General features: G+C 64.9%; 20 protein-coding genes. 16 read left to right on the top strand and 4 right to left on the bottom strand.

All coding sequences use genetic code 11. From position 1 onward, the window contains the following. Window positions 1-12 precede the first annotated feature (12 nt). From ACFQXB_RS18955 to ACFQXB_RS19030, 16 genes are all read left to right on the top strand, one after another. Complete coding sequence (locus ACFQXB_RS18955) at window positions 13-783, top strand: enoyl-CoA hydratase/isomerase family protein (RefSeq protein WP_377406792.1); 771 nt, start codon at window positions 13-15, stop codon at window positions 781-783. Between the two features lie 24 nt (window positions 784-807). After that, window positions 808-1,923: a CaiB/BaiF CoA transferase family protein gene (locus ACFQXB_RS18960; RefSeq protein ID WP_377406793.1), complete on the top strand. Its 1,116-nt coding sequence runs from the start codon at window positions 808-810 to the stop codon at window positions 1,921-1,923. A 10-nt stretch (window positions 1,924-1,933) separates the two neighbouring features. Continuing rightward, on the top strand, window positions 1,934-2,935 hold the full coding sequence (locus tag ACFQXB_RS18965) for an NADPH:quinone oxidoreductase family protein (RefSeq protein WP_377406794.1): 1,002 nt from the start codon (window positions 1,934-1,936) through the stop codon (window positions 2,933-2,935). Continuing rightward, window positions 2,932-4,461, top strand: a complete 1,530-nt coding sequence (gene paaH, locus ACFQXB_RS18970; protein WP_377406795.1) for a 3-hydroxyacyl-CoA dehydrogenase PaaH — start codon at window positions 2,932-2,934, stop codon at window positions 4,459-4,461. Before ACFQXB_RS18965 ends, paaH begins: the two co-directional genes overlap by 4 nt. Before the next feature lie 57 nt (window positions 4,462-4,518). Continuing rightward, window positions 4,519-5,313: a 2-(1,2-epoxy-1,2-dihydrophenyl)acetyl-CoA isomerase PaaG gene (gene paaG, locus ACFQXB_RS18975; RefSeq protein WP_377406796.1), complete on the top strand. Its 795-nt coding sequence runs from the start codon at window positions 4,519-4,521 to the stop codon at window positions 5,311-5,313. 50 nt (window positions 5,314-5,363) lie between these two features. After that, window positions 5,364-6,506 carry an acyl-CoA dehydrogenase family protein gene (locus tag ACFQXB_RS18980; RefSeq protein WP_377406797.1) on the top strand — a complete coding sequence of 381 codons (1,143 nt, stop codon included), beginning with the start codon at window positions 5,364-5,366 and terminating at the stop codon, window positions 6,504-6,506. Beyond that, window positions 6,503-6,694 carry a hypothetical protein gene (locus tag ACFQXB_RS18985; RefSeq protein ID WP_377406798.1) on the top strand — a complete coding sequence of 64 codons (192 nt, stop codon included), beginning with the start codon at window positions 6,503-6,505 and terminating at the stop codon, window positions 6,692-6,694. The genes ACFQXB_RS18980 and ACFQXB_RS18985 overlap by 4 nt, the downstream gene beginning before the upstream one ends. Beyond that, window positions 6,687-7,892, top strand: coding sequence for a 3-oxoadipyl-CoA thiolase (pcaF, locus tag ACFQXB_RS18990; protein ID WP_377406799.1), 1,206 nt, complete (start codon window positions 6,687-6,689; stop codon window positions 7,890-7,892). Before ACFQXB_RS18985 ends, pcaF begins: the two co-directional genes overlap by 8 nt. Window positions 7,893-7,915: 23 nt before the next feature. Beyond that, entirely contained in the window at window positions 7,916-8,704 is a 789-nt protein-coding gene (locus tag ACFQXB_RS18995; RefSeq protein WP_377406800.1) for an ABC transporter ATP-binding protein, read from the top strand. Beyond that, entirely contained in the window at window positions 8,697-9,416 is a 720-nt protein-coding gene (locus tag ACFQXB_RS19000; RefSeq protein ID WP_377406801.1) for an ABC transporter ATP-binding protein, read from the top strand. The genes ACFQXB_RS18995 and ACFQXB_RS19000 overlap by 8 nt, the downstream gene beginning before the upstream one ends. Window positions 9,417-9,425: 9 nt before the next feature. Further along, complete coding sequence (locus ACFQXB_RS19005; protein ID WP_377406802.1) at window positions 9,426-10,313, top strand: branched-chain amino acid ABC transporter permease; 888 nt, start codon at window positions 9,426-9,428, stop codon at window positions 10,311-10,313. Next, a complete protein-coding gene (locus ACFQXB_RS19010) occupies window positions 10,310-11,314 on the top strand; it encodes a branched-chain amino acid ABC transporter permease (RefSeq protein WP_377406803.1) in 1,005 nt (334 codons plus the stop codon). The genes ACFQXB_RS19005 and ACFQXB_RS19010 overlap by 4 nt, the downstream gene beginning before the upstream one ends. 7 nt (window positions 11,315-11,321) lie before the next feature. Then, on the top strand, window positions 11,322-12,083 hold the full coding sequence (locus tag ACFQXB_RS19015; protein ID WP_377406804.1) for an electron transfer flavoprotein subunit beta/FixA family protein: 762 nt from the start codon (window positions 11,322-11,324) through the stop codon (window positions 12,081-12,083). Next, entirely contained in the window at window positions 12,083-12,997 is a 915-nt protein-coding gene (locus ACFQXB_RS19020) for an electron transfer flavoprotein subunit alpha/FixB family protein (RefSeq protein ID WP_377406805.1), read from the top strand. The genes ACFQXB_RS19015 and ACFQXB_RS19020 overlap by 1 nt, the downstream gene beginning before the upstream one ends. 64 nt (window positions 12,998-13,061) lie before the next feature. Then, window positions 13,062-13,418: a hypothetical protein gene (locus tag ACFQXB_RS20330; RefSeq protein ID WP_449301255.1), complete on the top strand. Its 357-nt coding sequence runs from the start codon at window positions 13,062-13,064 to the stop codon at window positions 13,416-13,418. Between the two features lie 156 nt (window positions 13,419-13,574). Then, complete coding sequence (locus ACFQXB_RS19030) at window positions 13,575-14,498, top strand: LysR family transcriptional regulator (RefSeq protein ID WP_377406806.1); 924 nt, start codon at window positions 13,575-13,577, stop codon at window positions 14,496-14,498. 108 nt (window positions 14,499-14,606) lie between these two features. Here ACFQXB_RS19030 and ACFQXB_RS19035 read toward each other — a convergent pair whose 3' ends face one another. Genes ACFQXB_RS19035 through trbF form a run of 4 tightly spaced genes read right to left on the bottom strand, consistent with a single transcriptional unit; the run spans window position 14,607 to window position 17,663 of the window. Beyond that, a complete protein-coding gene (locus ACFQXB_RS19035) occupies window positions 14,607-14,837 on the bottom strand; it encodes a DUF2274 domain-containing protein (RefSeq protein ID WP_377406807.1) in 231 nt (76 codons plus the stop codon). Between the two features lie 2 nt (window positions 14,838-14,839). Then, window positions 14,840-15,985, bottom strand: a complete 1,146-nt coding sequence (locus ACFQXB_RS19040) for a TrbI/VirB10 family protein (protein WP_377406808.1) — start codon at window positions 15,983-15,985, stop codon at window positions 14,840-14,842. Then, window positions 15,982-16,977, bottom strand: coding sequence for a P-type conjugative transfer protein TrbG (trbG, locus tag ACFQXB_RS19045; protein WP_377406809.1), 996 nt, complete (start codon window positions 16,975-16,977; stop codon window positions 15,982-15,984). Before trbG ends, ACFQXB_RS19040 begins: the two co-directional genes overlap by 4 nt. Beyond that, the gene (gene trbF, locus ACFQXB_RS19050; protein WP_377406810.1) at window positions 16,974-17,663 is read right to left on the bottom strand and encodes a conjugal transfer protein TrbF; all 690 of its coding nucleotides are present in this window, start codon (window positions 17,661-17,663) and stop codon (window positions 16,974-16,976) included. Before trbF ends, trbG begins: the two co-directional genes overlap by 4 nt. Window positions 17,664-17,668: the final 5 nt, after the last annotated feature.

The raw sequence follows: 17,668 nt of genomic DNA on the forward strand, positions 1-17,668 counted from the left end.
GGCAAGGAAGACATGGCAGTCGAACTGATCCGGCAGGAAGAATTCGCGGTCCTGACGCTCAATCGCCCGGAAGCGCTCAACGCCCTCAACGCCCAGACGATCGGCGAGATCTCCGATGCGATCGACCAGGCGGCGAGCATGGATGTGCGCGCGCTGATCATCACCGGGGCGGGGGACAAGGCTTTCTGCGCCGGCGCCGATGTGAAGGAGATGGTCGGCATCAGCCTGATCGAGAAGAAGCGCAAGGCTGAGCGCGGACAGGCTTGCTTTGCCAAGCTCGATGCTCTGCGCGTTCCCTCAGTAGCGCTGGTCAACGGATATGCCTTTGGCGGCGGGCTGGAACTGGCACTGGCCGCGACCTTCCGGCTGGCGACCCCGAAGGCGTCGGTCGGCCTGCCTGAAGTGAAGCTGGGCCTGATGCCCGGGTATGGTGGAACGCAGCGCCTTCCCCGCGTCGTGGGGGAAGCCCGTGCGCTGGAGATGATCATGACCGGGCGCTCCGTGCGCGCCGAGGAGGCGCTGTCGATCGGGCTCGTCAATCGGATCGTCGATCACGAAAACCGCCTCGCCGAGGCCCTCGCCTTTGCGCGCGAGTTTTCGGGGTTCAGCCTCGTCTCGCTTTCCTACATCCGCGAGGCCGTCAAGCGCGCGCAGTCGGTTCCTCTGAACGAGGGGCTGAAAATGGAGGCCGAGATCTCGACGCTCGCCTTCCAGTCCAGGGACGCTGCCGAAGGGATCGCCGCCTTCATCGACAAGCGGCCTGCACAGTTCACAGACAGCTAAGCTTGCCGGGGACCGGGGGACTACATGGCACCGCTGAAGAACATTTCCGTCCTCGATTTCTCGACGCTCCTTCCCGGACCGCTCGCCAGCCTCATGCTGGCTGAAGCCGGGGCGGAGGTCGTCAAGATCGAGCGGCCGGACGGCGGCGACGCCATGCGCGGCTATGCGCCCGTGGCGAATGGGGAAAGCCTGCTCTTCGCGATGCTCAACCGCGGCAAGCGTTCGCTCACGCTCGACCTGAAATCCCCGGAAGCAATCGCGACGCTGCTGCCGCTGATCGAGAAGGCCGACGTGCTGATCGAGCAGTTCCGGCCCGGCGTCATGGATCGCCTTGGTCTTGGCTATGCCGCCCTGCGTCGGTGCAATCCGCGGCTCATCTATTGTTCGATCACCGGCTGGGGCCAGTCCGGCCCGAAGGCCACGAAGCCCGGCCACGACCTGAACTTCGTGGCGGAAGCGGGTCTGCTCGGGCTGACCACGGGACGGGACGGTGTGCCGGTTCCCTCGGCCCTTCTGGCTGGCGACATAGCGGGCGGCGCCCTGCCTGCGGTGATCAACATTCTGCTGGCGCTGCGGCAGCGCGACCTTACCGGTGAGGGAGCGCATATCGATATCGCGATGACGGAAAACCTTGTCGGCTACTTGCCCTGGGGACTTGCACGAGGTCTTTCCGGCACCGGCTGGCCGGGTCAGGGCGGCGATCTGGTGATCGGCGATTCCCCCCGCTACCAGATCTACCGGACGGCGGACGACCGCTTCCTCGCGGCGGCCCCGATCGAGGACAAGTTCTGGGCCGAGTTCGTCGCGATCATCGGCCTTCCCGACGAATTTGCAGATCCTGGCGCCCCCTTGGAGGAGACGGTTGCAGCGATCGCCGGGCTGATCCGTAGCCGCACAGGTGCGGAATGGGAAGATGCCTTCGCCGGCCGGGAGGTCTGCTGCTCGCTCGTCCTCACGCTGGAAGAGGCGGTCGCCGACGCGCACATGGGTGCGCGAAGGGTCTTCGACAGAACCTTGACGGCTGGAGGGAGGACAATCCCCGCCCTGCCCGTACCGATCGTCCGGCCCTTTCTTTCAGACCGGATCAACGCCGCGTCGCCGCGCCTCAGCGACGACACGCCGCTGTCGGCAAATTCCTGAAGGAGTCCCGATGCGCAGTTATCGAGTGTGGGAGGTCGGCTCCCCCAACAACCTGAAGCTCGACGCGATAGGCGATCTGACCCCAGCGGAGGGCGAGGTTGTTGTGGATGTCGAAGTCGCTGCCGTGGGGTTCGTCGACACGCTGGTCGTGTCCGGCCGGTATCAGGCCATCCCGCCGGCACCGTTCACGCCGGGTATGGAGTTCGCAGGTATCGTCCGAGCGGTGGGGACGAACGTGGAGGGATGCGCAATCGGTGACCGCGTCGCGGCCTATGTGCCGGGCGGTGCGTTCGCCGAGCAGGCAATCGCCAAAGTGGGTGAGTTCTATCCGGTGCCAGAGGACATCCCGCTAGACCGGGCCGTCCTGCTGTCTGGAGCCTATCTGACTGCGCATTTCGCACTCGTCGAACGGGGCCGGTTCGAGCCGGGCGAGACTGTTTTGGTCGGCGGCGCGGGCGGTGCGGTGGGTCTCGCCGCAGTTCAGATCGCGAAAGCGCTCGGAGCGGGGAAGGTCCTCGGCGCGATCCGCTCTGAGCGCGACCGCGATGCGGTCCTCGCCGCCGGCGCCGACGCGGTTGTCGATCTCGCGGGGGCCGAGCTGCGCGACGCAGTTCGTGACCAGGTATTCGCTGCAACAGGCGGACGGGGCGCCGATCTCGTCATCGATCCGATTGGCGGCGATTTCTTCGGCGCTGCGCTGCGCGCCATGGAATGGCGGGGCCGACTGGTGGTCGTCGGCTTCGCCGCAGGGGAGATTCCCACCGTCAGGGCGAACTACCTGCTGCTCAAGAACATCGCGGTGCTGGGACTGGAGGTCGGCCAGTTCCGCCGCCGCGCGCCCGCAGCGATGCAGGCCGTCCAGGCGGAACTCTTCGACCTCGCGCGCCGGGGCCTGTTGGCCCCCCGGGTCGCGCGGGAATTCGCTTTCGAGGCTCTGCCCGACGCCCTGGAGTTCGTAGCGGCCGGGCGAACCGGCGGGCGGGCGCTTGTAAGCATCGGAGGGGCGCGATGACAGCACTTTCCAAGGACAACATCGTCGCAGTGATCGGCGCGGGGGCCATGGGCGCCGGCATCGCCCAGGTCGCGGCGCAGGCGGGCCATCCCGTGCGGCTCTTCGACGCCAAGGAGGGCGCGGCCGAGCGCGGCCGGGCGGGCATCCTGGCCGGATTGGACCGACTGGTGGAGCGCGGCAGGCTCGACGCCGGCGCGCGCGAGGCAATCGCCGGACGACTTGTCGTCGCCGAAGCGCTCGATGACCTGCAGGGCGCGAGCCTTGTCATCGAGGCGATCATCGAAAATCTCGACGTGAAGCGGAAGGTATTCGCCGCGCTGGAAGGGATCGTCGGGTCCGAGACCATCCTCGCCACCAACACGTCCTCGCTCTCGGTCACCGCCATTGCGACCGGGCTCGACCATCCCGGGCGGGTCGCGGGACTGCATTTCTTCAACCCGGCGCCCGTCATGAAGCTGGTCGAAATCGTCTCTGGCCTCGCCTCCGACCGCGGCGCGCTCGACACGCTCTTCGACACGGCGCTGGCTTGGGGCAAAGCAGCCGTGCGCACCACCTCGACCCCGGGCTTCATCGTCAATCGCGTCGCCCGACCGTTTTATGCCGAAGGCCTGCGCCTCCTGGAGGAGGGTGCGGCCGATGCCGCCACGATCGACGCGATCCTGCGTGAGGCTGGTGGCTTCCGGATGGGGCCCTTCGAGTTGATGGACCTGATCGGCCATGACGTGAACTACGCGGTCACCCGTTCGGTCTTCGACGCCTACTTCGGCGACCCCCGCTTTCGCCCGTCGCTCACGCAACAGGAGCTGGTCGCGGCCGGCTGGCTCGGTCGGAAGTCTGGCCGGGGTTTCTACGACTACGGGACCGATGCGGAGAAGCCCGCTCCCGCCGACGCCCCGCCGGGACCGCGCCCGGACCGCGTCGTAGTCGAAGGCGATCTCGGACCGGCCGAGCCGCTTGCCGCCGCGCTGCAATCCGCTGGCATTCCCCTTCGGCGGGAACCAGGAGAGGGACGCATTCGCATCGACGGTGCGACGCTCGCGCCGGGGGACGGACGCACGGCCACGTCCCGGGTGGCGGAAGGGGAAGCGGTGGATCTGGTCCTCTTCGACCTCGCGCTCGACTACGCAAGCGCCGCGCGGATTGCGGTCGCAAAGGCGGACCAGGCTCCGGCGGGTGCGCTCTCCGCCGCGGCGGGCCTGCTCCAGTCGATCGGCAAGGCGGTTTCCGTCGTGGATGATGTGCCGGGCCTCGTCGTGCTCCGCACGCTGGCCATGCTGGCGAACGAGGGGGCCGAGGCCGTGCTCCAGAGGGTCGCCTCGGCCGCCGACATCGACCGCGCGATGACCCTCGGCGTCAACTATCCCAGGGGGCCGCTCGCCTGGGCGGATGCCGAGGGCGCTGCGCGGATCCTCAGGGCTCTGGAAGCGATGCAGGCCGCCTATGGCGATGATCGCTACCGCGCCTCGCAGCAGTTGCGCCGCTGCGTCGCGGCTGGTCGGCGATTGTTGCCGGCGGAAACGGGCTGACGGAACGGACGAACTGGCCAAGGGCCGAAACAAAGATGCGAAGGGATGGAGATTGTAATGGAAGACCTCGTACTGCTTGCCGAACATGACGGCTGGAGTCAGGTGACGCTCAACCGCCCGGAACGGCTGAACTCGCTCAACGAGCCGCTTCTCGAGCGCCTTGCCGAGGTTCTCGGCCGATTGGCGGAGGATCCTGCCTGCCGGGCCATCGTGCTGACCGGCACGGGGCGGGCCTTCTGCGCCGGCCAGGATCTCGAAGACTGCCGGCCCGGCCCCGACGGCCAGAGCCTCGATCTCGCCGGGATCATGGAACGTCTCTACAACCCGCTCGTCCTGCTCCTGCGCTCGATGCCGAAGCCGGTGATCTGCGCGGTGAACGGGGTGGCTGCGGGCGGTGGAGCCAATGTCGCGCTGGCCGGGGACATCGTGCTGGCCGCGCATTCGGCCAAGTTCATTCAGGCCTTCGCCAAGATCGCGCTGATCCCCGATTGCGGCGGCACCTGGTTCCTCCCGCGACTGATCGGGGACGCGCGCACCCGGGCCCTGGCGCTGCTTGCCCAGCCAGTCAGCGCGGAACAGGCGGAGAGCTGGGGCATGATCTGGCGCGCCGTCCCGGATGCGGAACTGCTGCCCGAGGCGCAAGCGCTTGCCGAACATCTCGCCACGCAGCCGACGCAGACCTTCGGCCTGCTGAAAGAGGCGCTCGCAGCATCGGCGACCAACGACCTTGCTACCCAGCTCGATCTGGAGCGCGAGCTTCAGGCGAAAGCGGCTCAATCGAACGATTTCGCCGAGGGGCTGCAGGCATTCTTCGAGAAACGCGCGCCGGTGTTTTCGGGTCGAGCTTTCTGAACACGCAATCTCGAGCTGACACCCGGCGTCGGCGAAAGGGGGGGAATGACATGAACCTGACACCCGAACAGAAACACTGGCAAGAGACCGCGCGTTCCTTCGCGGAACGGGAGATCGCGCCACTCAGCCGAATGATGGACCAGACCGACGAGTTCCCGGTCGATCTGTTCAGGAAGATCAGCGATGCCGGCCTCTACGGCCTTTCGCTGCCTTCGGCCTATGGCGGCGTTGGTGCGGACATGGTGTCGGCGGCCTTCGCGCTGGTCGAGATTTCCAAGGCGAACGCCAGCGTCGGCTTCACGCTGGATGCGCATTGGCTTTCTGCCGACACAATCCTTCACTTCGGAACGGAAGAGCAAAAGCACAAATACCTGCCGAAAACCGCCAAGGATGCGCTTTGCGCCTTCGCGCTGACCGAGCCGACCGGCGGTTCGGATGCTGCTGCGATCCTGACCACCGCGACCCGCGACGGCGACGATTTCGTCCTGAACGGCACCAAGACATGGTGCACCAATTCCGAAGTCGCCGGCATCCTGATCGTCATGGCGAAGACCGATCCCGAAAAGGGCGACAAGGGCATGTCGGCGTTTCTGGTCGAGGCCGATACGCCCGGCCTGACCATCGTGCGCCGGGAAAAGAAGATGGGGTTGCGGGGCGGCTCGATGTCCTGCGAACTCTCGCTGAAGGATTGTCGGATCCCCGCCAGCAACCTCCTCGGCAAGGAGGGGGAAGGATTTCTGGTCGCCATGAAGGGGCTCGACGTCGCCAGGATCTGTATCTCGGCCGTCGCGATCGGCACCGCCGAGGCCGCCTACGATCATTCCAGGAAGCACGCCCGCGAGCGCCAGGCATTTGGCGCGCGGATCGGAACCTTCCAGGGCGTGCAGTTCAAGCTGGCCGATATGGCGATCGGTCTTCAGGCCGCCCGGCTTCTGCTGCATCAGGTCGCGACCATGGCTGGCAACGGCCAGAACCACCGGAAGGAATCCGCGATCCTGAAGGTCTTCGCCTCGGATCTGGCGATGCAGTCGGCTTCGGAGTCCGTGCAGATCTACGGCGGGAACGGATACAGCACCGACTATCCCGTCGAACAGCTCTTCCGCGACGCGAAGGTCCTGCAGATCGGTGAAGGGACGAACGAAGTATTGCGCATGCTGATCGGGCGCACGGTTCTTGCGGAGCGTGAGCAATGACCTTGTTGCCCATGCACATCACGGCACCTGTCGTTCGCGCAGGTCCTGGCGGCAAAGACGTTTCGACACATCAGCGCCTTGCCGCGCGCGCGGCGGCGTTTCTCGCGTCGAGCTTTCCGCAACGACCATCGACCGGCTTTCGGGCCGACGGGGAGGAGGCCATCGAGGGCCTGACAATTCATGGGTGAAGCCTATATCTGCGATGCAATTCGCACGCCCGTCGGTCGCTATGGGGGGGCGCTCTCGTCCGTCCGCGCCGACGATCTCTCGGCGATCCCTATCGCCGCACTCATGGCGGCGAATGCCTCGGTCGACTGGGCGGCAATCGACGATGTGATCCTCGGCTGTGCCAACCAGGCAGGGGAGGACAACCGCAACGTCGCTCGAATGGCCGCGCTGCTCGCGGGCCTGCCCGTTGGAATTCCCGGCTCAACTGTGAACCGGCTCTGCGGATCGGGGATGGATGCGATCGGTACGGCGGCCCGTGCGATCCGGGCGGGCGAAGCGCGGCTGATGATCGCGGGCGGTGTGGAAAGCATGTCGCGTGCGCCCTTTGTCATGGGCAAGGCCGACACCGCCTTTTCGCGCGCGGCAAAGATCGAAGACACCACCATCGGCTGGCGCTTCATCAACGCGGCGATGAAGGCCCTGCACGGGGTCGATTCTATGCCCGAGACGGCCGAGAACGTCGCAGTCGACTTCGGCGTCTCGCGCGAAGATCAGGATGCCTTCGCGCTGCGCAGCCAGCAACGCGCCGGGGCGGCGCTCGCCTCGGGCCGCTTCACCCGCGAGATCACGCCTGTCACCATACCCCAGAAGAAGGGCGACCCGCGCCTCGTCGACAGCGACGAGCATCCTCGCCCCGAAACGACCTTGGAACAGCTTGCGAAGTTGCGCGGCGTCGTCCGTCCGGATGGCAGCGTCACCGCCGGCAATGCCTCCGGTGTGAACGACGGCGCCTGCGCGCTGATTCTGGCCTCGGAGGAGGAGGCCGCGCGCCAGGGACTCGCACCCCGCGCACGCATTCTCGGCATGGCGACGGCGGGGGTGCCGCCGCGCATCATGGGAATGGGTCCTGCTCCGGCGACGCGGAAAGTGCTTGCCATGACCGGCCTGGAGCTTTCGCAGATGGACGTCATCGAACTGAACGAGGCTTTCGCATCACAGGCCCTCGCCGTTCTGCGCGACCTCGGTCTCCCGGACGACGCTGCGCATGTGAACCCCAACGGAGGGGCCATCGCGCTTGGTCATCCGCTTGGGATGTCGGGAGCGCGCCTGATCACCACCGCGCTGCACGAACTGGAGGAAACCGGCGGTCGCTACGCGCTCTGCACGATGTGCATCGGCGTTGGACAGGGGATCGCAACGGTCATCGAACGCATCTGAGCAATAGAGCAGGGAGGGAAAAAATGGGAGGAGCGGATACCGGCCAAGGGCCGGGCGCGCCGGCCGACTACATTCTGGAAACGCGGGGCCTCACCAGGGAGTTCGGCGGTTTCATGGCTGTTCGGGACGTCGACCTGCGTGTCCGACGCCACACAATCCACGCGCTGATCGGCCCGAACGGGGCGGGAAAAACTACGGTCTTCAACCTGTTGACCAAGTTCCTGACACCATCGGGCGGCACCATCTCCTATAACGGCCGCGACGTCACCACCGTGGGTCCGGCTGCGATGGCACGGCTTGGGATGGTGCGGTCCTTTCAGATATCGTCCGTCTTCGCCAACCTCACCGTGATCGAGAATGTCCGTGTTGCATTGCAGCAGAAGCTCGGGACCTCGCTGCATTTCTGGCGCCCGAAGCGTTCGCTCTATTCGCTGCACGCGCGCGCCGACGAACTGATCGAGTGGGTCGGGCTCGAGACCTATCGTGACGTCCTCGCCGGGGACCTCTCCTACGGCCGCAGGCGCGCGCTCGAATTCGCGACGACGCTTGCGCTGGAGCCTGAGCTTTTGCTGCTCGATGAGCCGATGGCCGGGCTCGGCCATGAAGACATTGCCCGCATCGCCGATCTGATCCGTCGCGTGTCGCAGGGCCGAACCGTCCTCATGGTCGAGCACAATCTCGATGTCGTCTCGAATCTCTCCGACCGGATCACGGTCCTGACGCGCGGCAGCATCCTGGCGGAGGGCGGCTATGCCGAGGTCTCGCAGAATCCCGCCGTGCGCGAAGCCTACATCGGAGGCGCCCATGCCTGACGTCTATCATGAGACACGCCTGCGGGTGGAGGAGCTGAACGCCTTCTATGGCGACAGCCACGTCCTGCACGGCATCAACCTTCAGGTGAACCGCGGCGAGCTCGTCACGCTGCTCGGGCGCAACGGCGCAGGCAAGACCTCGACGCTCCGCGCAATCATGGGGCTGATCCGGCGCCGCGGCGACATCCGCTTCGACGGCGCGGACCTTTCCCGCATGGCGACGCATAGGATTGCGCGGCTCGGGATCGGCTATGTGCCTGAAGAGCGCGCCATCTTCTCCAGCCTCGACGTGACGGAGAACCTTCTTCTGCCGCCGGTGATCCGTCCTGGCGGGATGACCGCCGAGGATATCCATCAGCTGTTTCCAAATCTGAAGGAACGCGCGAAGAGCCAGGGCACGAAACTCTCCGGCGGCGAGCAACAGATGCTGGCCATGGCGCGAATTCTGCGCACCGGCGCGGATTTCCTGCTGCTGGACGAGATCACCGAGGGGTTGGCGCCGGTCATCATCGAGCAGATCGGCATCGCTGTCGAACTGCTCAAGTCCCGGGGCTACACGATCCTGCTCGTCGAGCAGAACTTTCCCTTCGCAAGCCGGATCGCCGACCGTCACTACGTCGTCGAACACGGCCGGGTCGTCGACATGGTGACAAGGGAAGATCTGTCCAACCCTGCCGCTACCGACCGGCTTCATTCGTATCTTGGCGTCTAGGAGGGCAAGATGGATATTGTTTTCGGCATTCCAGTCCAGGTGCTGCTCGGCCAGGTTCTGATCGGCCTGATCAACGGCGCATTCTATGCGCTGCTGAGCCTTGGCCTCGCCATCATTTTCGGGCTGCTCAACATCATCAACTTCGCTCACGGCACGTTCTACATGCTGGGGGCCTTCGCCGCATGGGCGCTGATGAGCTTCTTCGGCATCGGCTACTGGTGGGCATTGTTCCTGGCGCCGGTGATGGTCGGTCTCTTTGCCGCGCTGCTCGAACGCAGCATCATCCGGCGGATCTACAACCTCGATCACATCTACGGCCTGTTGCTGACCTTCGGGGTCGCGATCTTTATCGAGGGGCTGTTCCGGAATCGCTTCGGCGTCTCGGGCATGGCCTATCCCATTCCGACCCAATTGCAGGGAGCTCAGAATCTGGGTTTCATGATCCTGCCGACCTACCGCGGCTGGGTGCTCGTCGCCTCGCTCGTCGTATGCGCCGCAACCTGGTATCTGATCGAGAAGACCAGACTGGGATCCTATCTCCGCGCCGCGACCGAGAATCCGCAGATCGTTCAGTCCTTCGGGATCAACGTCCCGCTCATGATCACCCTCACTTTCGCCTTCGGGACCGGCCTCGCCGCGCTGGCCGGTGTCATGGCGGCACCGATCTACCAGGTTAGCCCGGTCATGGGATCGGGGATGATCATCGTTGTCTTCGCCGTCGTCGTGATCGGCGGGATGGGTTCCATCCTCGGGGCAATCATCTCGGGCTTCGGTCTCGGGCTGGTCGAGGGGCTGACCAAGGTTTTCTACCCCGAGGCGTCCAACACCATCATCTTCATCGTCATGGCCATCGTCCTTCTCGTCAAGCCGGGCGGCCTGTTCGGGAGGACGGCATGAACAAGACCGGAACCGATACCGTGACTTCCAACTTCAACCGCACGCGGGCGGTCCGGCTCGCGCTCATTGTGCTCGCGCTCGCGCTGCTCGCCATCGCACCCTTCTTCATCTACCCGGTGTTCCTGATGAAGGCGCTGTGTTTCGCGCTCTTCGCCTGCGCCTTCAATCTGCTGATCGGCTATGGAGGTCTGCTGTCTTTCGGGCATGCGGCCTTCTTCGGGGCCTCGGCCTATCTCTGCGGCTACGCGGCAAGGGATCTCGGTCTCTCACCTGAACTGAGCATCCTCTTCGGCACCGCCTGTGCGGCGGTTCTGGGCCTCATCATCGGCGGACTCGCCATCCGCCGCCACGGGATCTACTTCGCCATGGTGACGCTGGCGCTGGCCCAGATGGTCTACTTCCTGGCGGTGCAGGCGCGCTTCACGGGGGGCGAGAACGGCATGCAGAATATCCCCCGGGGCCGTCTGTTCGGGCTGATCGACCTCAGTAACACGTTGAATATGTATGCATTCGTAGTGGCGATTTTCCTGATCGGCTTCGCCATTATTCATCGCACGGTGGAATCGCCCTTTGGTCAGGTTCTTCGCGCGATCCGGGACAACGAGAACCGCGCCGTATCGCTCGGATACGATGCGAACCGGCACAAACTCCTGGCCTTCGTCATCTCGGCGGCCATGACCGGCCTGGCAGGCTCGACCAAGGCACTTGTTTTCGAGCTTGCGTCGCTGACCGATGTTCACTGGACGATGTCGGGCGAGGTCGTACTGATGACGCTTCTGGGTGGCATGGGCACCATGCTGGGCCCGGTTGTCGGCGCCTTCCTCATCGTCGCGATGCAGACCTTCCTTGCGGAGGTCGGCTCTTGGACGATGGCGATTCAGGGTGCGACCTTCATCCTCTGCGTCCTCATGTTCCGCTCGGGAATTGTCGGAACCCTCCGCAAACTCTTTCCTCGCGAAGCCGAACCAGCTCCGCGAGCAAAATCCACGAAACAGGAGTGATTTTTCCATGAAGGTGCTCGTGCCCGTGAAACGGGTCATCGACTACAACGTCAAGCCGAGGGTTCGGCCGGACGGGAGCGGTGTCGATCTGGCCAATGTCAAGATGTCGATGAACCCGTTCGACGAGATCGCGGTGGAAGAGGCGATCCGTCTGAAGGAGAAGGGCGTCGCGAGCGAGATCGTCGCGGTCTCCATCGGCGTGAAACAGGCGCAGGAGACCCTGCGCACCGCGCTGGCGATGGGCGCCGACCGGGCGATCCTGATCATCGCGGCCGATGACGTGCACACTGATATCGAACCCCTTGCCGTGGCCAAGCTGCTGGCGGCGGTCGCGAAGGAAGAGCAACCGGGCCTGATCCTGGCCGGCAAGCAGGCAATCGACAACGACCTCAACGCCACCGGCCAGATGCTGGCGGCGCTGCTGGGTTGGAGCCAGGCCACCTTCGCCTCGGAAGTGGTGGTCGAGGGTGATCATGCCGTGGTCACCCGCGAGGTGGACGGCGGGCTGCAGACGATCAAGGCGAAGCTGCCGGCGGTGGTTTCGGTCGATCTGCGGCTGAACGAACCGCGCTATGCCTCGCTGCCCAACATCATGAAGGCCAAGAAGAAGCCCCTCGATGAGAAGACGCCCGCCGCTTACGGCGTCGATATCGCGCCCCGGCTGACGGTGGTGAAGACCTCGGAGCCCGCGGGGCGGAAGGCCGGGGTGAAGGTTGGTTCGGTGGACGAGTTGGTCGCGAAACTGAAAGACCAAGCGGGGGTGATCTGATGGCGGTTCTTTTGCTTGCCGATGTGAACGGCGGGGCGCTGGCGACGGATGCGGTGGCCAAGGCGCTGGCCGGGGTGGCGTCCCTGGGCGAGGTCCATGTGCTGGTGGTGGGTCCCGCGGCCGCGGCGGACGAGGCCACCAAGCTAGAGGGTACGGCCAAGGTGCTGCATGCCGAGGACCCCGGCCATGGCCTGGCCGAGCCGGTGGCGGATCTGATCGTCAGCCTCGCGGGCGGCTACAGCCACATCGCCGCGGCGGCCACCGCCTTCTCCAAGAACGTGCTGCCGCGGGTGGCGGCACTTCTGGACGTGATGGTGCTGACCGATGTGACCGCGGTGGTCGATGCCGAGACGTATCAACGCCCGATCTATGCGGGCAACGCCATCCAGACCGTGAAATCGGGCGACAAGGTGAAGGTGTTCACCATCCGCACCGCGGCCTTCTCCGCGGTGGGCTCGGGCGGCGCGGCCCCGGTGGAGGCGGTGGGGGCGAAGGCCTCTGATCTGTCGTCCTGGGTCGAGGACAGGGTGGCGGCCTCGGACCGGCCTGAGTTGACCTCGGCCAGGATCGTGGTCTCGGGCGGGCGCGGGCTTGGGTCGGAGGAGAACTTCAAGCTGATCGAAGCGCTGGCGGACAAGCTGGGCGCGGCGGTCGGCGCTTCGCGGGCGGCGGTCGACTCGGGCTTCGCGCCGAACGACTGGCAGGTGGGGCAGACCGGCAAGGTGGTTGCGCCGCAGCTTTACATCGCGGTGGGCATCTCGGGCGCGATCCAGCACCTGGCGGGGATGAAGGACTCGAAGGTCATCGTCGCGATCAACAAGGACGAGGACGCCCCAATCTTCCAGGTCGCCGACTACGGTCTGGTGGCCGACCTGTTCCAGACACTTCCCGATCTCACGCAGAAGCTCGGCTAGTGCGCTATCGCGCAAAGCGACCGGATCCGTCTCGGCAAGGGCAGACCAGGAGAAATGAAGCACCATGATCTTCACACCCTATGGCGACCCACAGCACTCGCCTGAAAACCTTGTAGAGACGGACTTCCTCGATTTCCGATCACCCTCGGTTCAGGCCTTCATCGAGGAGGCTCTGGGGCAACGCAGCAATCCGGAAGCGATGGCCGTCGATCTGTTCTACGCTGCCTGTCTCGCGCCATGGACCGTACGAGCCGCGCGATGCAGGCGGCGGGGACCGGTTTCTACACGATTGGCTCGTCCGGCCAACCGTTACTGGCGGCTGTTCCGCGAGGCAATCCATCCCCATCAGAGCGTTCTCAAGGACCGGCTCTGCGGCGCCGTCGAGGTCGATGAAAGCTACTTCGGCCCGACAGGCCGCTGAGCGGTCCGGGTTGTACCGGGTCGGTCGAGCCGGAGATTGTCGGAACTGCCTGCGTTGCTGCCTACTCTCGGAGCCGGCGAGTGGTATCCATTTGCACTTTGAAGGGAGCAAATGGAGGCTTGCGACTTGTTGTTTTTCTCGGCACTGGAGGCGGTCATGCCGGATATTTCACTGGATTTTAGATATCTCCGCTACGTTCTCTTGGTTGCGCAGTATGGGAGTTTTCGCGCTGCTGCAGAGAGCGAGAACTTGAGTCAATCGACGGTTAGTCGGCGGGTGAGCATCTTCGAGCGCAGGGTGGGTGTCACTTTATTTGAGAGAAGCCATAACGGCGCGCGGTTGACTGCGGCAGGTGAGCGGTTCGTTCATACGGCTGCGCACAGCGCGGAACGTCTTCAGGAAGCGATCAGAGAGGTTCGTCAGGCAGTCAGGGGAGAGGCCGGGTGTCTCCGAATCGGCCTTATGACATCATTGGTCTCGGGGCCGTTGGTCGAGGTCATTGCGGAGTTCCACGAAGCCAACCCCAAGATCGAACTCACTTTTGAGGAAACCGCGAGCGATGGTGCGATCGCAAGCTTGCGCTGCCGGCGGATGGACGCGGCCTTCCTGCCGAACGTAGGTAAGCTGGCTGGGTGTGAGTCGCTGCCTTTGTATGAGGAGGATGTGTACATAGCAGTATCCAGCGGGCACCCGCTTGCGACTGAGCGCTGCGTGTCCTGGGAAGACGTCATGGGCGAGGAGTTCCTCCTACCTGTAGGCGGAGCGGGCGGGGAACTCGACGATCTATTCTTGCGACGGCTTGCTGAAGGTCGGCCGGTCCTGCGGCGGTCGATGCAGTATATTGGCAGAGATAATCTTTTGAACCTTGTCGGGCGGAATTGCGGTGTGTCCCTCGCACTCGAGTCCACGGCGCAGACGCACAGACCCGATGTAGTTTTTCTGCGATTGCTAGGTCTTTCGGAGAAGGTGAAGTTTAGTTTGGTATGGTCCGTCTTAAATCAGAATCCAGCACGGCAGAGCTTTGTCGAGACGGCGGCGAATTGGGTAGCTAGTATGCCGTCACGCGGTATTGCCGGTTAGATCGTCATTTGCATTCGGTTGTACGAGAAATGGCGGATTTTGCTCCCTGTGCATACCTGATCTGCGGCTAGGCATGAGTGCGGAGCTCAGTTTTGACAGAGCAGAAGATCACGTTTTTCCTGCAAGACTACGCCGCGCCTTTGTGAACTCGCGGTCGGTCGAGATGAACCGCTCCAGCATGGGGACGATCAGGCGGGCTGGGTCACAAATCGGCTGTCCAGTCTCGCGTGCAAGGATTTCGGCGTAGGCCGCGAGATCCCGGTGAAGTGCCCCGGGCAACTCGATGCTGACCTTTACCGGCTTGTCCTCGACAAGCGCACCTAGTTTCAGCTTCGCCATGATCATCCTCCGAAAGGTTGGAGTACCAGATCGCGGGTTACGACAACACGGAGAGAGAAGCCCTGCCGGATCGTCAGAGTGGGCGGGACCTGTAGCTGGCGCTGCACGATCTGCTGACCGACATCGTCGATCGTATCGAGAGCGCCCTCGCGAAGCGCTTGCACCAGGCGATCTTCGTCATCGGTGGCAAGCTCGGTCACGAATGCGAGGAGCGTCGCCAGTCCGGCAGCACGGGCGACGTTGCCCCAGTGGTAGTCGACGCCGTCTTCCAGGCCCGCGAAGCCTTGGGCATCTGTCCCGGGCAGTCGTTCCAGGGTGATCGAGCGTCCGTTCGGGAAAATCAGGCGGTTCCAGACGAGAAGGACGCGCCGCTGTCCGAAGCCGACATCACTGCTGTACTCGCCGACGATGCGCGTGCCCTGAGGTACGAGCAGGTAGCGGCCCGAGGGGCTGTCATAGACGTTCTCGGTAACCTGGGCGGTGATTTGTCCGGGGAGGTCCGAGCGGATCCCCGTGATCAGCGCGGCTGGGATTACCGCGCCGGCCTGAAGTAGGAACGGCGAGGCGGGTTCCAGTATCCGTTCCGTGGAGACCGGCTGCCGGTCGGGTGAGGCGTTCAGGAAGGCAAGCTGGCGGTCCTGCGTCGTCTGCCCGCCGATCGGCATGGCACCCGGCCCGGGAAAGTTCGGGGGTGGGGCGCTTGCGGCCATATTGCTCGCGGGTGCGGTTTGGAAGAACACCTGACTCAGGCGGGCAGCTTCCTCTTCGGCCAGGCGGCGCTGTTCGTCCGGATCGGGTGTTGGGGCGACTATGACCGGCGGCGCGGCAGGCTGGCCACGGGTCTGGGCGTCTAGGATCGGTCGGCCAAGGTCGCCAGGAAGTGGTGGCCCCAGGACCGGGCCAGTGTAATCGCTGGGCAAGCCCGCCAGACCGTCGGCAGTTGGACGGTTTTCGACGGAGAAGAGCTCTTCGCCGCCCGGGCCGCTGCCGCGGGGCTGCAATGCGTAGATCAGCGCGCCGGCGACGGCCAGCGAGGCTGCTATGCCGACGCCCGTCAGGACCTTGCGGGACAGACGTGTTACCACCGGAGGGTTGGGGCGCAGGCGCATGGGCGCCGCTGCCTCGGCTGTTGGCGCTGGGTTGGTCATGACGGGGATACTCCGGTCGCGGCAGCTCTCGGTGCCTCGGTTGTTCGCCCGGGTTCGACGCGGACGATCCTGACGACCTGCTGCCGATCCCCACTGCCGAGCCGCAGCTCGGCTGCGCCGAAGATGCGATCCACAATCAGGATGTTCTGGTAGATGCGGCTGTTGACGACCTGCGGCTCGCCGTCATTGCCGAGAACGAACAGGGGCGGCATCTCGCCCTGGGCGATCCCGCGCGGAAAAACCACGTAGGTGCGGCGGCCATCGTCGAAGATCGAGACGGGTCGCCAGGGCGGAGCGTCGCCGGTGAGCCCGTAGCGGTAGTTGCGAGCCGATTGAGGCGGGATGATCGGGGTCGTGACCGCAGGCTGGCGCTGACCGGCCGGGGGTGCCGGATAGGCCCAGGCCACGGCTGGCATATAGGGGGCCTCGGTCGCCCGCAGTTCGAGCATGTAGACCCTGCGATCGGTGGTGATCATGAGGTTGGTCGAGATGTCGTCGCGGGTGGGCTTGACGAGGACATGGACGCGGCGGTTCGCACCGGAGCCGCTCTCGGTATCGCCGATAACCCACCTTGCGGTGTCGCCTGCGGCGATCGGCCCCGCTCCGGCGAGGCTCTCCCCAGGCTCCAGCGCGATATTGGTGATCTGTCCAGGCGAGGTATAGACTTGGTAGAGCGCGCCTTCGGACCACGGATAGACCTGGACGGCGTTGAAATAGCCCTCGCGACGCGGTTCAACCCTGGCGGCGGCATTGGCATTGGTCACACGGGCTTCAGGTGTGCCCGCCGCCGCGCCGCCGCGTGCGGGCGTCCATCCCGGAGGGATATGCAAGGGGCGTGGTTGGTCGCTCTGAGGGGCCGGCGGGACCGCAGGCAGAGGCGGGATCTCGCCGTCGTAGCTGAACTGCGGCGGGCGGTTCGTGGCGCAGCCGGCGAGGAGAGATGCCGAGAGGAGCAGGGTTGCAACCGCGGGTGTTCGTATCCGTCGGATCATTGCGACATCTCCCGCGACCAGTTGATCGCATTGACGTAGATTCCAAGGGGGTTGTTCCGAAGCCGTTCGGCTGTCCGGGGCGTCTGCAATACGACCGTCAGGATCGCGGTCCACCGCTCGGTGGTGGAAAGCTGACCGCTTTCATAGTGTCGCTCTGTCCAGGCGATGCGGAAGCTGTCCGGGGAGGCCCTGATGACGCTCGACACCTCCACGGCCACCTGCTGGCGGCCGACGCGGGCGAAGGGATCGTTGGTACGTGCGAAGTCGTTGAGTGCCGCCGCGCCGCGGTCCGTCGTGAACTCATAGGCCCTCAGCCAGTTCTCGCGCACGACGATCGGGTCGGCTGAGATCGATCGCACCTGCTCGATGAACCGTCCGAGGTGCCAGGCGATTTGAGGGTCGCTCGGGCGATAGTCGGCCCTTGCCGGTGCCACCGCCTGCGCTTGCCCGAGATTGTCGACCTGTACGACCCATGGGACGACTGTTCCGCGCGCCGACTGCCAGATCAGGGCGCCTGCGAACCCTGCCGAGAGGATCAGGCAACTGAACGCCATCAGGCGCCAGTTCCGCGCCTGGACACGGGCCGATCCGATGCGTTCGTCCCAGGCCTGCGCGGCCTTCTGAAAAGGCGTTTGGGGCTCGGGTGCCTTGCCGTAGTGGGTTGAAGGGCGTCTGAAGAGGTTCATGGGCG

Source organism: Halodurantibacterium daqingense, assembly GCF_042666235.1.
In the GTDB taxonomy this organism is placed as follows: domain Bacteria; phylum Pseudomonadota; class Alphaproteobacteria; order Rhodobacterales; family Rhodobacteraceae; genus Halodurantibacterium; species Halodurantibacterium daqingensis.